Consider the following 15,050-nt stretch of genomic DNA (forward strand, 5'->3'; position numbering starts at 1 on the left):
TCTTCGTTGTGTCGGTGTCAGGCGCGCGCGGCGGCGAGCGACTCGCGGGCCGCCGCGGCGACGTTCTCAGGGGTGAAGCCGAACTCGGTGAACAGGGTGTCGGCGTCGGCGGAGGCGCCGAAGTGCTCCAGGGAGACGATCCGGCCCGCGTCGCCCACATAGCGGTACCAGGTCAGCCCGATGCCGGCCTCCACCGCGACCCGGGCCTTCACGGCCGGCGGCAGCACTCGCTCGCGGTAGGCGCGCGGCTGCTCCTCGAACCACTCCACGGACGGCATCGACACCACCCGGGTGCCGGTCCCCTCGGCCTCCAGCCGCTCCCGCGCGGCCACGGCGAGCTGCACCTCGGAGCCCGTCGCGATGATGATCACCTCCGGGACCTCCGTCGAGGACTCGCGCAGCACGTAGCCGCCCTTGGCCGCGTCCTCGTTCGGCGCGTAGACCGGCACGCCCTGGCGGGTGAGCGCGAGCCCGTGCGGGGCGGGGCTGGTGGCGTGCCTCTTCAGGATCTCGGCCCAGGCGATCGCGGTCTCGTTGGCGTCCGCCGGGCGGACGACGTTCAGACCGGGGATCGCGCGCAGCGAGGCCAGGTGCTCGACCGGCTGGTGGGTGGGTCCGTCCTCGCCGAGGCCGACGGAGTCGTGCGTCCACACGTACGTCACCGGCAGCTGCATCAGCGCGGACATGCGCACGGCGTTGCGCATGTAGTCGGAGAACACCAGGAAGGTGCCGCCGTAGACGCGGGTGTTGCCGTGCAGGGCGATGCCGTTCATCTCCGCCGCCATGGCGAACTCGCGGATGCCGAAGTGCACGGTACGACCATAGGGGTCGGCCTCCGGCAGCGGATTGCCCTCGGGGAGAAAAGAGCGGGACCTGTCGATGGTCGTGTTGTTGGAGCCGGCGAGGTCGGCGGAGCCGCCCCACAGCTCGGGCAGCACCGGGCCGAGGGCCTGGAGCACCTTGCCGGAGGCCGCGCGGGTGGCGACCGCCTTGCCCTCCTCGAAGACCGGCAGGACGTCCTCCCAGCCCGCGGGCAGCTCGCCCCGGCTGATCCGGTCGAACAGGGCGGCCCGCTCCGGCTGGGCGGCGCGCCACTCGGCGATCCGCTTGTCCCAGGCGGCGTGCGCCTCGGCGCCCCGGTCCAGGGCCCGCCGGGCGTGCTTCAGGACCTCGTCCTCGACCTGGAAGGACCGCTCGGGGTCGAAGCCGAGAACGCGCTTGGTGGCGGCGATCTCCTCCGCGCCGAGCGCCGAGCCGTGGGAGGCCTCGGTGTTCCGCGCGTTCGGGGCGGGCCAGGCGATGATCGTGCGCATCGCGATGATCGAGGGCCGCTCCGTCTCCTCCCGCGCCGCCTTCAGGGCCGCGTACAGGGCGGGCGCGTCCACGTCGCCGTCGGCGGTGGGCTCGACGCGCTGGGTGTGCCAGCCGTAGGCCTCGTACCGCTTGAGCACGTCCTCGGAGAAGGCGGTGGCCGTGTCGCCCTCGATGGAGATGTGGTTGTCGTCGTAGAGGAAGACCAGGTTGCCGAGCTTCTGGTGGCCGGCGAGCGAGGATGCCTCGGCGCTGACGCCCTCCTCCAGGTCGCCGTCGGAGACGATCGCCCAGACGGTGTGGTCGAAGGGGGAGGTGCCCGCGGGGGCCTCCGGGTCGAACAGGCCGCGCTCGTAGCGGGCGGCCATCGCCATGCCCACCGCGTTGGCGGCGCCCTGGCCGAGCGGTCCGGTGGTGGTCTCCACTCCCGCGGTGTGCCCGTACTCGGGGTGGCCGGGGGTGCGGGAGCCCTGGGTGCGGAACGCCTTCAGATCGTCCAGCTCCAGCTCGTACCCGGCCAGGAAGAGCTGGGTGTACAGCGTCAGCGAGGTGTGGCCGGGGGAGAGGACGAACCGGTCACGGCCGGTCCACTCCGGGTCCGCCGGGTCGTGTCGCATCACCTTCTGAAAGATCGTGTACGCGGCAGGCGCCAGGCTCATCGCCGTGCCCGGGTGACCGTTGCCCACCTTCTGCACCGCGTCGGCCGCCAGAAGACGGGCGGTGTCCACGGCACGCCGGTCGAGATCGGTCCACTCGAAGTCACCGGAGGTCTGCGTGCTCATCTTCAAGAAGTCCTCGTTCAGTGCGGAAAGACTGGCCTGATGTGTTCAAACTTAAAAGTCTGACTTTTTCGACGGAAGGGCGGGGTGTGTCACCCTGTGGTGAATCTGGGACAGTGCTCGCAGAGCAGGGACGGCGCGAAAAGGACATGGCTGACACAACGCCCCGAGGCGGTGCCGCCGGGGCCGGCGGCGGGGGCGGCACGGCCGGCGACGGCATCAGAACCCTCCCCTTCCCGACCGAGCTGGCCGTCGGCGGCGTCGGCATGCGGATCGCCCGCATGGGCGCCGACCGCGCCTGGCACGCCGACGCCCCGCTGGACCGCGTCCACCGCATCGACTTCCACGTGGTCCTGCTCTTCACCGAGGGCCCCGTACGCCACATGGTCGACTTCACCGAGTACGAGGCCGCGGCCGGCGACCTCTTGTGGATACGCCCCGGACAGGTCCACCGCTTCTCCCGCGACTGCGTGTACCGCGGAACCGTGCTCACCATGCAGCCCGGCTTCCTGCCGCGCGCCACCGTGGAGGCGACCGGCCTGTACCGCTACGACCTCCCGCCGCTGCTGCACCCCGACGCGGCCCAGCTCGAAGCGCTGCGGGCGGCGCTGGAACAGCTGCGCCGTGAGTACCAGGACACCGCGACGCTCCCGCCGAGCCTGCACGCGGCCGTCCTGCGGCACGGCCTGACCGCGTTCCTGCTGCGCCTCGCCCATCTCGCCGTCAGCTCGGCGCCCGGCTCACGGCAGCAGCCGGACAACACCTTCACCCTGTTCCGGGACGCGGTCGAGCAGGGCTTCGCCACCAACCACAGCGTCAGCGCCTACGCGGACGCCCTCGGCTACTCCCGCCGCACCCTGGTGCGCGCCGTCCGCGCGGCCACCGGGGAGACCCCGAAGGGCTTCATCGACAAACGCGTCGTCCTGGAGGCCAAGCGCCTGCTCGCCCACACCGAGCTGCCGATCGGCCGGGTGGGCGCCGCGGTCGGCTTCCCGGACGCGGCGAACTTCTCCAAGTTCTTCCAACTGCACACCGGCAGGACGCCGGTGGCCTTCCGCGCGGAGCTGCGGTAGCCGTCGCCGCCGGGCCCGCCGCCGCTCTTGACCTGGAGCGCGCTCCAGATCCGAGCATGGGCCGCATGGACACCACCGACCCCGGGATCGTCCTCGGGACAATGGACTTCGGCACCCGCGTCGACCGCGACCGGGCCTTCGCGATCCTCGACTCCTTCGTCGCGGGCGGCGGACGCTGGCTCGACACCGCCAACTGCTACTCCTTCTGGGCCGATCCACGCGGCGTCGGCGGCGCCGGCGAGCGTGTCCTCGGCGCATGGCTCCGGGCCCGCCCACGGGCGCGCGACGCGGTGCGGATCGCCACGAAGGTCCGGCAGAACCCGCTCGTGCCGCACTCCTGGCCGCGGAGCGCGGAAGGACTCTCCGCCCGCGCCGTCCACGCGGGCCTGCGGGAGAGCCTGCGCCGCCTGGGCGTCGACCGCGTCGATCTGCTCTGGGCCCACGCCGAGGACCGCACCGTGCCGCTGGAGGAGACGGTCGGGGCCTTCGGCGAGTTGGTCGAGCGGGGAGTGGCCCTGCGGGTCGGGGCGGCGAACCACGCCGCCTGGCGCGTCGAGCGCGCCCGGTCGCTCGCGCGGCAGCGGGGCGTGGCGCCGTGGACGGCCCTGCAACTGCGCCACTCGCTGCTCCAGCCGCGCCCGTTCACCCCCGTCGCGGAGGCCGGCCACCGCATGCTCACCGCCGAGGACCTGGACCTCGCGCGGTCCGAGGGGCTCACCGTGTGGTCGTACAGCTCGCTGATGTGGGGCTCGTACGTGCGCGCGGACAAGCCGCTGCCGCGCACCTATGATCACCCCGGGACCGACCGGGTGCTCGCGGTCCTGGACACCGTCGCCGGTGAACTCTCGGCCACCAGGAACCAGGTCGTCCTCGCGTGGCTGATGCGGCAGGGGATCGACCCCATCGTCGGTGCGAGCCGGGTGGAACAGGTCGAGGAGGCGCTCGGCGCGCGGCGGGTGCGGCTCGGCGAGGAGCATCTGGCGCGCTTCGCCGAGGCACGGTAGCCGCAGCCGCCCGTTCTCGAAGGAGCCACGTGACCGCAGAACGCCCCCGCGACCCCGAGGAGCCCCGTGACCGCACAGCGCCCCACGACCCCGAGGAGCACCGTGACCGCCCTCTCGCCGGCCGCCGCGGCGGACCGTACCGGCGTCTCCGTCGACACCCTGCGCTACTACGAGCGCGAGGGGCTCATCGGCCCGATCCGGCGCTCGGCCGGCGGCCGCAGGGAGTACACCGAGGACGACGTCTTCCGGATCGGCCTGGTCACCTGCTTCCGCGAGGCCGGTCTCGGCATCGCGGACCTGCGGGGGTTCGTCGCCCTCCTGCGCGCCGAGCGACCCCCGCGGGACCGGGTCTCCTACCTGCGCGGGCGCCGCGCCGTCCTGGAGCAGCGGGTGGCCGCCCTGCACCGGGCCATGGCGGTCCTCGACGAGAAGATCGCCCACTACGGCTGAGCGTCGGGGAAACCGCGTCCGGCCCGTGCCACCCGCTCCAGCGCCTCGCGGGCCGCGAGGTACCCCGCGACCCTGAACGCCCGCTCGCTGGAGCCGACGGTGTCCGCGCGGGCCTGCCGCAGCACCACCTTGGCGGCGGCCACGACACCCTGGTCCGGCAGACCCAACCGCTCCTCGACGCCCGCGGCGACCGCGGCGAAGAAGCGCGGCAGGTCCTCGGCGGGTTCGTACTCCACCGTCAGCCCCTTTGCCACCTCCAGGGCGACGCCTTCGGCCGCGGGCTCGAAATCCACCGTGATCAGCGCGAACTGCGGCGCGCAGTTCTGCTTCCGGTGCAGCACGCGCACGCCGCGGATCGGATACGGCGGAAACCGGGGCGGTCCTGACGTCATGCCAGAACGCTACCCCGGCCGCCGCGGGCGGGTCAGTGCCCGAAGTCGAACCAGTTGACGTTCACGAAGTCGGCCGGCTGCCCGCTGGTGAACGTGAGGTACACGTCGTGCGTGCCGGTCACGGACCCGATGTTGGCCGGAACCGTCCGCCAGGACTGCCAGCCCCCGGTGTCGCCCACCGCGAAACTCCCGATGGGCGCGTTGGTACGGCTGTCCAGCCGCACCTCCACCAGGCCGCTGACCCCGCTGCCCGCGCCGCTCGCCACCCGGCCGTAGAACTGGGTGGCCGCCGTGGAGCCGAAGTTCACGCCCTTGTAGAGCGCCCAGTCACCGTTGGCGAGGTAGCCCATGTCCTGCCCGCCGCCGGTGTCCGTGGTGGTCTCCGTGGCCACGCCGGACTGGTCGTCGTACGACTCCGCCTGGATCGCGCTGTAGGCGTCCCGGTTGCCGGTCGGCGGCGGGGGAGTGGTGCCGCCCCCGTCGCCCGAGGACTGGAGCACCTGGACGTAGTCGACGACCATCGGGTGGCCCGGCTCGGTGGCGCTGGTCGGGCCGCCGCCGAAGGCGCCCGGGAAGCCGCCGCCCATCGCCACGTTCAGGATGACGAAGAAGCCGTGGTTCGTGGCGTTGGTCCAGGTGGCCGCGTCCATCTGGTTCGCCGTGACCGTCTGGTAGTTGACGCCGTCGACGTAGAAGCGGATCGCCTCCGGGCTGACCGAGCGGTCCCACTCCATGGTGTAGGTGTGGAAGCCCGACTGGCACGTGGTGTTCGGGCAGGCGGTCGAGTTGCCGATGCCGCTGGTCTCGTTGCAGGGGCCGCCGGGGCTGGTCCCGCAGTGCATGGTGGCCCAGGTCTTGTTCAGGCCCTGGACGTTCTCCATGATGTCCAGCTCGCCGACGCTCGGCCAGTTCTGGTAGTTGCCGCGGAAGGGCGCGCCCAGCATCCAGAACGCGGGCCAGTACCCGGCGGCCGCGTCGCCGGTCACGTTCGGCATCTGGAGGCGGGCCTCCACGCGCAGCTTGCCGCCGGCCGGGGGCTGGAAGTCGGTGCGGGTGGTCTCGATCCGGCCGGAGGTCCAGTTGCCGGACGCGTCGCGACGCGGGGTGATCAGCAGATCGCCGTTGCCGTCGAGGGAGACGTTGCTGGTGCTCGACGTCATCGACTCGACCTCGCCGGTGCCCCAGTTGCCGGCCCCGCCGGGGTACGAGGTCCCGGTGTCGAACTGCCAGTCGGAGGTGTTGACGCTGCTGCCGGCCGCGCCGTTGAAGTCGTCCAGGAAGACCTGCGACCAGCCGGAGGGCGGCGCCGGGGCGGAGGCGTCGGCGGACCCGGTCGCGGCGGTGGCGACGGCCGCGGCCAGACCGAACGTGGCGACGGCCGCGACGAGGGCGCGGCGCAGGGGGCGGGAGCGGGGTCTGGGGGTGCCGGAGGATTCACTCATGGGTGGCCTCTCGGGGAGCGGGGGGGTTTGCGGGGAACCCGTTGAGAGCGCTCTCAAGGTGCCGCCAATGTGCCCCCCGACTCGGTGGCCGTCAAGACTTGAAACAGCGAAAGTCCGGCGGACGCACGAGAGTTCACCGGCTGAAGGGGGCGGACGGCGGCCGGCTCCCGGCCGCCCGCCGCCCGCCGGGGCGCCCCTACTCCAGCCGGTACGCGTACACGGTCGTCGCCGCCGCGCACACGCCCGGTGCGATCACCTCGGCGCGCAGGGTGCCGGTGCCGGGGTCGTAGTCGACGCCCTCGGCCTCGAACGTGCCCTTGCACACGCTCTGCTGCGGGAGGCCGAAGAGGCTGCTCACCCGGCCGGTGACCGGCTCGCCGTTCAGCGGGTGCGGCAGGTCGACCTGGAGCAACGGCCTGCTCTGCGGGAAGAGTTCGCCCGAGCCGTCGTCGGACGCGCACACCAGACGGGTGGCGGTCACGAAGTCGCAGCCCTGGATGTCGCGCACCGGCCTGTCCAGGCTGATCTGCCCGGCCTGGGCCAGCGCCCCGCCGGTGCGCGGGGTGGCCGGGTTGAGCAGCGGCGCCGGGAACACCTGGAGCCGGTCCTGGTCCTCCCACTCGCCCGACACCAGCCACTGCCCGTCGGGCGAGACGGCGGCGAAGGAGTTGTTCACCTTCTCACCCGGGTCGAGCGGGTGCACATAGTCGTACCGCTTCCCGCCCGGCGTGGTCACCGCGAACATCTTCGACGTGGCCGTGTCGGCGCCCTGGTAGGCGTCGAACACATACCCGCGCGCGATGTCCGGGTCGCCCACGTGGTTCCAGCCCTTGATCCGCAGATCCAGCGGGATGTCGAGCAGCCCGCGGTGCAGCAGCGAGCCGTCGGCCCGGCTGGCGAGGCCCTGGCCGCCGCCGAGGGTGTCGGTGTACGACGTCCCGGCCGCGGTCCACCGGGCCGGCTCGGCCGCCGACGCGTTCGGAGCGGCACACACGAGCGCGCCCACCAGTGCGGTGAGCGCGGCGATTCGACGCTTCATCAGGCTCCTGTCACAGCTGTGGAGTCGGGGTTCGCATGCAACCACGGATCGGCGGACAGCGGGTCACGGCGACGCGTCCGCCGTACCGGTTCCGGCCGATGCCGGGTGCTTTTGCGAGCCGGGAGGGGCGGGAGCGTGCGCCGGACGGCGGTGCCGGGGATGATGGGGCGCGACGGCCGGTCGGGACTCGGGAAAGGCGCGTGGGACGTGAGGCTGACGATTCTGGGCGGTGGCGGCTTCCGCGTGCCGCTCGTGTACGGCGCGCTGCTGACCGATCGCGCCGAGGGCCGGGTCACCGAGGTCGTCCTGCACGATCTGGACGCCGACCGGCTGCACGCGGTCTCCCGGGTGCTGGCCGAGCAGGCCGCCGGGACCCCGGAAGCACCCCGGGTGAGCACCACCACCGACCTCGACGAGGCCCTGCGCGGCGCCGACTTCGTCTTCTCCGCGATCCGCGTCGGCGGCCTGGCGGGGCGGGCGGACGACGAGCGGATCGCGCTGGCCGAGGGCGTCCTCGGCCAGGAGACGGTCGGCGCGGGCGGCATCGCCTACGGGTTGCGCACCGTGCCCGTCGCGACCGGCATCGCCCGCCGTGTGGCCCGCCTCGCCCCGGACGCGTGGGTCATCAACTTCACCAACCCGGCCGGCCTGGTCACCGAGGCGATGTCCCGGCACCTCGGCGACCGCGTCATCGGCATCTGCGACTCGCCGGTCGGCCTCGGCCGGCGCCTCGCCCGCGTCCTCGGCGCCGACCCGCGGGACGCCTTCGTGGACTACGTCGGCCTCAACCACCTCGGCTGGGTGCGCGGTCTGCGCGTCGCCGGGCGCGACGAACTCCCGCGGCTGCTCGCCGATCCCGCGCTGCTCGGCTCCTTCGAGGAGGGCCGGCTCTTCGGCCCCGACTGGCTGCGCTCGCTCGGCGCGATCCCCAACGAGTACCTGCACTACTACTACTTCAACCGCGAGACCGTCCGCGCCTACCAGGAGGCCGAGCGGACCCGCGGCGCCTTCCTGCGCGACCAGCAGGCGCGCTTCTACGAGGAGGCCCTGCGCCCGGACGTCTCCGCGCTCGACGCCTGGGACCGCACCCGCGCCGAGCGCGAGGCGACGTACATGTCGGAGAACCGCGAGACGGCGGGGGCCGGCGAACGCGAGGCCGAGGACCTCTCCGGCGGCTACGAGAAGGTGGCCCTGGCCCTGATGCGCGCCATCGCCCGCGACGAGCGTACGACCCTCATCCTCAACGTCCGCAACAGCGGCACCCTCCCCACCCTCGACGCCGACGCCGTGGTCGAGGTCCCCTGCACGGTCGACGCGAACGGCGCCCACCCGCTGGCCGCCGCGCCCCTGCCCGCCCACGCGGCGGCCCTGGTCGGCGCGGTCAAGGCGGTGGAACGCGAGATCCTCTCCGCCGCCGAGTCCGCCTCCCGGGCGACGGCGGTCAAGGCCTTCGCCCTGCACCCCCTGGTCGACTCGGTGAACGTGGCCGGCCGGCTGACGGACGGCTACATCGCGGCCCACCCGGGCCTGGCGTACCTCAAGTAGGCGCGCGCGAGAGGCCCTTGAACGCCGCTCGCAATTATGTTGTTGTGGATCCGACGATCCGCTGATCGGAAGGGGAGACGGGGTGGAGCCCAGGGCCGGTACCGGCCAGTTGCTGGCCATCAGTGATCTGCACATCTCCTATCCGGAGAACCGCACCCTGGTCGAGCAGCTGCACCCGACCGACGACGAGGACTGGCTGATCGTCGCGGGCGACATCGCGGAGACCGTCGAGGACATCCGCTGGACCCTCTCCACCCTCGCCGCCCGCTTCCGCAAGGTGCTGTGGACGCCGGGCAACCACGACCTGTGGACCCACCCGAAGGACCCCGTGCAACTGCGCGGCGTCGCCCGCTACGAGCACCTGGTCGAGGTCTGCCGCGGCCTCGGTGTCCTCACCCCCGAGGACCCCTACCCGGTGTGGCACGGCCCCGGCGGCCCGGCCGTCGTCGCCCCGCTGTTCCTCGGCTACGACTACACCTTCCTGCCCGCCGGCTGCTCCACCAAGGCCGAGGGCCTCGCCTACGCCGAGGGCACCGGCATCGTCTGCAACGACGAGTACCTGCTGCACCCGGACCCGTACCCGAGCCGTGAGGCCTGGTGCCGCGACCGGGTCGCGCAGACCGAGGCGAGGCTCGCCGCGCTGCCCGGCGACCTGCCGACCGTGCTGGCCAACCACTACCCGCTGGACCGGCACCCCACCGAGGTGCTGTGGCACCCCGAGTTCGCCATGTGGTGCGGCACCGAGCTGACCGCCGACTGGCACCGCCGGTTCCGCGTCGCCACCATGGTCTACGGCCATCTGCACATCCCCCGCACCACCTGGCACGACGGAGTCCGCTTCACCGAGGTCTCCGTGGGCTACCCCCGTGAGTGGCGCAAGCGTCCGGAGACCCCGGGCAGGGCGCGCCGCATTCTGCCGATGGAGGTGGAAGCCGGTGATCGAGGAACTGCTCCCGGAGTCGGTCGTGGCCGTGGAGGCACTCCGTGACGACCCGTTGTGGGACACGCCGCTCCATCCGGAGGAGGAGGTGCTCGTCGCCCGCGCCGTGGCCAAGCGGCGCCGCGAGTTCGCCGCCGTACGCGGCTGCGCCCGGCGCGCCATGGAGAAGCTCGGCATTCCGGCGCGACCCGTGGTCAGCGGCGAGCGCGGCGCCCCGCAGTGGCCGGCGGGCATCGTCGGCAGCATGACCCACTGCGACGGCTACTGCGCCGCCGCGCTGGTCCGCGCCACCGACCTGGTCTCCCTCGGTATCGACGCCGAACCGCACGGCCCGCTGCCCGACGGCGTCGGCGCCTCCGTCTTCCTGCCCGCCGAGGCGGCACGCCTGGAGCGGCTCGCCGGGCAGCGGCCGGAGGTGCACTGGGACCGTATCCTGTTCAGTGCCAAGGAGTCGGTGTACAAGGCATGGTTCCCGCTCACCCGCGAGTGGCTGGACTTCTCCGAGGCCGACATCACCCTGTGCCCGGCTCCGGACGGTACCCCGCACGGCACCCTGCATGCCGAACTCCTCGTCCCCGGCCCCCTCGTCGGCGACCGCCGCCTCCAGGTCTTCGACGGCCGCTGGGCCGTACGGGACGCCCTGGTGACCACCGCGGTCGTCATCCCGCACCCCGCCTGACACTCCTGCGCAGCCCCGCCCGCGTCCCCGGTGACGGGCTCCCGCCACCGCGCCCCCTGGTCGTGCGGCTCCCGGGTGATCGTGCCGGTGGCCGGTCCGGGCCTCCTGGTCGTTCCCGGAGCCCGGGGACGACGCGCGCCGGCACCGTCCCGGTCCGGCGGCCGGTGGGTCGCCGGCGCCGCGTCCCGGTTTCGGCCGCGGCGCGTCGTGCCACCGCGTCCGGATGCCGGCGGCAGCCCCCGTCGCCGTACCCCCACGCCGGCGACGGGGGCCCCGGTTTCCGGTCCTGTCCGCTCACCCGGACGGTGGGCACCAGTCACCCAGCATCCGGAAGAACTCCTCCTCGTTTCCCGCGAGGCCCGCCTCCGCGAGGGCCGTCTCCGCCTCGGCGAGCACGGAGGGCGGCACGAGGGCGGGCGGCGCTCCGTCCGGTGGTCCGTCGAAGGCGGCGCGCACCGTGTGCAGCAGTCGCAAGTAGGCCTGGACGGCGGTGCGCTCATGGTCGGTCAGTACGGCGGTGGGCATCGGTCGTCTCTCCCCGAGTAGGCGTCACGGTCACGCGCGCTGCGGCGCACGCATCCAGCTTGCCGCCCACCACTGACAATCGGGCGAAACCGCACCCCGGCGACCCGCCCGACCCGCCGTCAGGCCTCCGGCCGCTTCACGCTCTCCAGGAGCATGTCCAACCACTCCGCGACCTTGTCCCGGTGCTGGTCGGTCGGCAACTGCGCGGCCCGCCAGGCGATTCCGCGCACCCCGTGGTCCTGGAGCAGCCGCTCCAGCGGATCCTCGACGGGTCCGGCCGCGGCCCGCTCCCGGTCGGCGAGCTTCTGCAGCAGCTCCTGCTCGGTGCGCTGGAGCGTGCCTGCCAGCGCCTCCGGGTCCTCCGCCGTCAGGAACCCGGCGTGCACCCGGAAGAAGCGCTGCAACGCGTCGCAGTGCTCCATGGTGGGCCGCCGGTCGCCGTTGATCAGCGCGCCGGCCTGCTGCCGTGACATGCCCGCGCCGTCGGCTATCTCCTGCTGGGTGTACTTGCGGCCGTTCGGCTTCAGCCGGGTGCGCCGCAGCAGCCCGAGGCGCTGCAGGAACCGTGCCTGGACATCGGGCTCGCCCGCCGGGCGGCCGCTGAGCAGCGCCTTGACGACCGGCTCCGGCACCCCGCAGGCGACCGAGAGCCGCGCGACGTCGAAGACCTCGGCCTGGGGCACCCCGAGCCGCTCGGCGAGCGCGGTGACGCGGGCGACGACGGCCGGCAGCTGGGCGGTCGCCGCGGCGCCCGGATCCTCGTAGCCATCCGTCACCGACAGAACTCCTACGTCTCTCAAGGGCAACAGGTGCGTCCGTGCATCCCGCATGCTCGGTACCAGGACCGGCGGTCGCCGTGAACTTCCCGGAGATTAGCCGGTGCCCCGAACCCACATCCAGGTGTCGCCACAACTGTGGCGAATTTCAGCCGTCAACCGGCGTGGAATGCCACGATAGTTGACATCACTCCTCGCGGGGAAGCAGGATCGCATCGCCGCGTGAAGGCCGCAGAGGCAAGAGGGGTGACCTCCCGATGGCACATCAGGCAGGAGGGCAGTGGCCGGCGCCGCGGCCCGTCCCCGAGACCTCCGAGACCCAGTCGTACCTACAGGACTACGGCGCGCTGCTGGACGCCGTGCCCTTCCCGTCCCTGGTCGTCGACCACCGCTGGGACGTGGTGCTGGCCAACGACGCCTTCGCCACGCTCTTCGGCGGGGCGCGCCCGCACCCCACGGCCATGCCCGGGGACAACTTCCTGCGCTTCGTGCTGTTCCACCCGGACGCGGGGCTCGTCCTCGGCGACCACGAGGCGGGCTGGTGCCTGCCGATGCTGGCCCAGCTCAAGGGCGCCATGGACGCGTACGGCCACGATCCCGAACTCCAGTCGATCCGCCGGGACATCGGGCAGGACCCGCTCATGGAGGCCGCCTACCGGCAGGGCCTGCCGCACTGGATCGGCGCCGTCGGCGAGCGCGGCACCCGGCTCGACGGGGCCGTGCGGCTGCTGCTCCACCCCGACCCGCGCCGGGGCCCCACCGAGTGCCGGATCGTGGACGAGACCCCGCCCGCCCTGCACGAGCTGGGCTGCCGACGGCTGACGCTGGTCCTGCGCGACTCCCGCCGGGCCACCGCGCCGGTCCGCCGCCCGCGGGGGCAGCGCGCCATGCCCGCGCACCTGACGGTCGTCCCGCCGCCCGAGGGCTGACCCCACACCGGTCCCGTGGTTTCATCTCGGCGCCACCTCACCCTTCCCTGACGTTCGCCGCGCTTGGAACACTCGGCGCGGCACCACGGACGTCAGACGAGAGGACCCACCCCCCATGCCCGAAGTCAACCGGCGGCACTTCCTTCGGATCGCGGGCGCCACGACGGCGTTCACGGCGCTGTCGAGCAGCATCCAGCGCGCGGCGGCCCTGCCCGCGAACCATCGCACCGGATCGCTGGAGGACGTGGAGCACATCGTCGTCCTGATGCAGGAGAACCGTTCCTTCGACCACTACTTCGGCTCGCTGCGCGGCGTCCGGGGCTTCGGCGACCCGCGCCCGGTGAGCCAGAACGGCCGCTCGGTGTGGCAGCAGTCCGACGGCACCCGGGACGTCCTGCCCTTCCGTCCGGACGCCGACGACCTCGGCCTCGCCTTCATCCAGGACCTGCCGCACGGCTGGAACGACGGCCACACCGCCTTCAACGGCGGCAAGTACGACAAGTGGGTTCCCGCCAAGTCCGCGACGACGATGGCGTATCTCACCCGCAAGGACATCCCGTTCCACTACGCCCTCGCGGACAGCTTCACCATCTGCGACGCCTACCACTGTTCGTTCATCGGTTCCACCGACCCCAACCGCTACTACATGTGGACGGGTCACACCGGCAACGACGGCAAAGGCGGCGGCCCGGTCCTCGGCAACGACGAGAAGGGCTACGGCTGGACGACGTACCCCGAGCGCCTGGAGCGGGCGGGCGTCTCCTGGAAGATCTACCAGGACGTCGGCGACGGCCTGGACGCGAACGGCGGCTGGGGCTGGATCGAGGACGCCTACCGGGGCAACTACGGCGACAACTCGCTGCTCTACTTCGACCAGTACCGGGGCGCCCAGCCCGGCGACCCGCTGTACGACAAGGCCCGCACCGGCACCGATGCCCGGCAGGGCGAGGGCTTCTTCGACCGGCTGAAGGCGGACGTCAAGGCCGGGACACTCCCGCAGGTCTCCTGGATCGTCGCCCCCGAGGCCTTCACCGAGCACCCCAACTGGCCCGCGAACTACGGCGCCTGGTACGTCTCCCAGGTCCTCGACGCGCTCACCTCCGACCCCGAGGTGTGGTCGAAGACGGCCCTGTTCCTGACCTACGACGAGAACGACGGCTTCTTCGACCACGTCCTGCCGCCCTTCCCGGCCGCCTCCGGGGCCCAGGGTAAGTCCACGGTGGACGTCTCGGCCGACGTCTACCCGGGCGGCTCCGGGTACGCGGCGGGACCGTACGGCCTCGGCCAGCGGGTGCCCATGCTGGTCATCTCGCCGTGGAGCAAGGGCGGGTACGTCTGCTCCGAGACCTTCGACCACACCTCGATCATCCGCTTCATCGAGCGCCGCTTCGGGGTGCGCGAGCCGAACATCTCGCCCTGGCGGCGGGCCGTGTGCGGCGACCTCACCAGCGCCTTCGACTTCTCCCGCAAGGACACCCGGCCCGTCGCGCTGCCCTCGACGGCCGGTTACCGGCCGCCGGACCACGACCGGCACCCCGACTACGTGCCCAAGCCGCCCGCGCACCCCGAGCTGCCCCGGCAGGAGCGCGGCAGCAGGCCCACCCGCCCGCTGAAGTACGTGCCCGCGGTGGACGGTTCGGCGGACACCTCGGCCGGCACGTTCACGCTCACCTTCGCCTCGGGGGCCAAGGCCGGCGCGGTCTTCCTCGTCACCTCCGGCAACCGCGCCGACGGCCCCTGGACCTACACCACCGAGGCCGGCAAGTCCCTGTCCGACACCTGGAACTCGGCCTACTCCGGAGGTTCCTACGACCTCGCCGCGCACGGCCCCAACGGCTTCCTGCGCGTCTTCAAGGGCGGCAACAAGGCGGCGGGCCCCGAGGTCACCGCCCGGCACACCGGCGACCGGGTCGAACTGACCTTCACCAACAAGGGCTCCGGGACCGCCCGGCTGAAGCTGGCGAACGGCTACGGCGGCGCCCCGGTCACCGTGTCCGTACGCCCCGGCGCGACCGTACGGCGCACCGTGGACCTGACGAGCAGCCGGCTCTGGTACGACCTGACGGTGACCTCGGCGGACGACCCGGCCTTCCTGCGCGGCTTCGCCGGTCACGTGGAGAACGGGCGGCCCGGCGTCAGCGACCCGGCGCTCGCGACGGAGTGAAC

14 protein-coding genes are annotated in these 15,050 nt (G+C 72.8%); 8 read left to right on the top strand and 6 right to left on the bottom strand.

Translation table 11 applies throughout. From position 1 onward, the window contains the following. Positions 1-17 precede the first annotated feature (17 nt). Complete coding sequence (tkt, locus tag ACWDD7_RS07510; protein ID WP_450456693.1) at positions 18-2,093, bottom strand: transketolase; 2,076 nt, start codon at positions 2,091-2,093, stop codon at positions 18-20. Between the two features lie 146 nt (positions 2,094-2,239). On the opposite strand from tkt, the gene ACWDD7_RS07515 reads away from it, so the two are divergent. The 3 genes from ACWDD7_RS07515 to ACWDD7_RS07525 all read left to right on the top strand — a co-directional run bounded on the left by ACWDD7_RS07515 (position 2,240) and on the right by ACWDD7_RS07525 (position 4,617). Next, positions 2,240-3,163, top strand: a complete 924-nt coding sequence (locus ACWDD7_RS07515) for a helix-turn-helix domain-containing protein (RefSeq protein ID WP_351876518.1) — start codon at positions 2,240-2,242, stop codon at positions 3,161-3,163. A 65-nt stretch (positions 3,164-3,228) separates the two neighbouring features. Continuing rightward, the gene (locus ACWDD7_RS07520; protein WP_450456694.1) at positions 3,229-4,167 is read left to right on the top strand and encodes an aldo/keto reductase; all 939 of its coding nucleotides are present in this window, start codon (positions 3,229-3,231) and stop codon (positions 4,165-4,167) included. A 102-nt stretch (positions 4,168-4,269) separates the two neighbouring features. Then, positions 4,270-4,617 (top strand): MerR family transcriptional regulator, encoded by a 348-nt coding sequence (locus ACWDD7_RS07525; RefSeq protein WP_450456734.1) that lies wholly within the window; start codon positions 4,270-4,272, stop codon positions 4,615-4,617. Here ACWDD7_RS07525 and ACWDD7_RS07530 read toward each other — a convergent pair. The 3 genes from ACWDD7_RS07530 to ACWDD7_RS07540 form a co-directional block, all read right to left on the bottom strand. After that, on the bottom strand, positions 4,608-5,009 hold the full coding sequence (locus ACWDD7_RS07530) for a hypothetical protein (RefSeq protein WP_392212010.1): 402 nt from the start codon (positions 5,007-5,009) through the stop codon (positions 4,608-4,610). The genes ACWDD7_RS07525 and ACWDD7_RS07530 overlap by 10 nt on opposite strands. Positions 5,010-5,041: 32 nt before the next feature. Then, a complete protein-coding gene (locus ACWDD7_RS07535; protein ID WP_351876519.1) occupies positions 5,042-6,451 on the bottom strand; it encodes a glycoside hydrolase family 16 protein in 1,410 nt (469 codons plus the stop codon). 196 nt (positions 6,452-6,647) lie between these two features. Continuing rightward, positions 6,648-7,490 carry a hypothetical protein gene (locus tag ACWDD7_RS07540; RefSeq protein ID WP_351876520.1) on the bottom strand — a complete coding sequence of 281 codons (843 nt, stop codon included), beginning with the start codon at positions 7,488-7,490 and terminating at the stop codon, positions 6,648-6,650. 207 nt (positions 7,491-7,697) lie between these two features. Here ACWDD7_RS07540 and ACWDD7_RS07545 point away from each other — a divergent pair, with 207 nt between their 5' ends. The 3 genes from ACWDD7_RS07545 (at position 7,698) to ACWDD7_RS07555 (ending at position 10,654) form a co-directional block, all read left to right on the top strand. Beyond that, positions 7,698-9,035: a 6-phospho-beta-glucosidase gene (locus tag ACWDD7_RS07545; RefSeq protein WP_450456695.1), complete on the top strand. Its 1,338-nt coding sequence runs from the start codon at positions 7,698-7,700 to the stop codon at positions 9,033-9,035. Positions 9,036-9,117: 82 nt separating this feature from the next. Further along, on the top strand, positions 9,118-10,023 hold the full coding sequence (locus ACWDD7_RS07550) for a metallophosphoesterase family protein (RefSeq protein WP_351876522.1): 906 nt from the start codon (positions 9,118-9,120) through the stop codon (positions 10,021-10,023). After that, positions 9,971-10,654, top strand: coding sequence for a 4'-phosphopantetheinyl transferase family protein (locus tag ACWDD7_RS07555; protein ID WP_351876523.1), 684 nt, complete (start codon positions 9,971-9,973; stop codon positions 10,652-10,654). Before ACWDD7_RS07550 ends, ACWDD7_RS07555 begins: the two co-directional genes overlap by 53 nt. Before the next feature lie 294 nt (positions 10,655-10,948). Here the strand turns inward: ACWDD7_RS07555 and ACWDD7_RS07560 are convergent, their stop codons facing one another. Both ACWDD7_RS07560 and ACWDD7_RS07565 read right to left on the bottom strand, forming a co-directional pair. After that, positions 10,949-11,179, bottom strand: a complete 231-nt coding sequence (locus tag ACWDD7_RS07560; RefSeq protein ID WP_351876524.1) for a hypothetical protein — start codon at positions 11,177-11,179, stop codon at positions 10,949-10,951. A gap of 119 nt (positions 11,180-11,298) precedes the next feature. Then, the gene (locus ACWDD7_RS07565; RefSeq protein WP_450456696.1) at positions 11,299-11,955 is read right to left on the bottom strand and encodes a helix-turn-helix domain-containing protein; all 657 of its coding nucleotides are present in this window, start codon (positions 11,953-11,955) and stop codon (positions 11,299-11,301) included. 257 nt (positions 11,956-12,212) lie between these two features. On the opposite strand from ACWDD7_RS07565, the gene ACWDD7_RS07570 reads away from it, so the two are divergent. After that, the gene (locus tag ACWDD7_RS07570) at positions 12,213-12,884 is read left to right on the top strand and encodes an MmyB family transcriptional regulator (protein ID WP_351876526.1); all 672 of its coding nucleotides are present in this window, start codon (positions 12,213-12,215) and stop codon (positions 12,882-12,884) included. A 115-nt stretch (positions 12,885-12,999) separates the two neighbouring features. After that, positions 13,000-15,048, top strand: a complete 2,049-nt coding sequence (locus tag ACWDD7_RS07575) for a phosphocholine-specific phospholipase C (protein ID WP_450456697.1) — start codon at positions 13,000-13,002, stop codon at positions 15,046-15,048. The last annotated feature ends 2 nt before the right edge of the window (positions 15,049-15,050 follow it).

This window comes from Streptomyces sp. NPDC001056 (genome assembly GCF_053598955.1).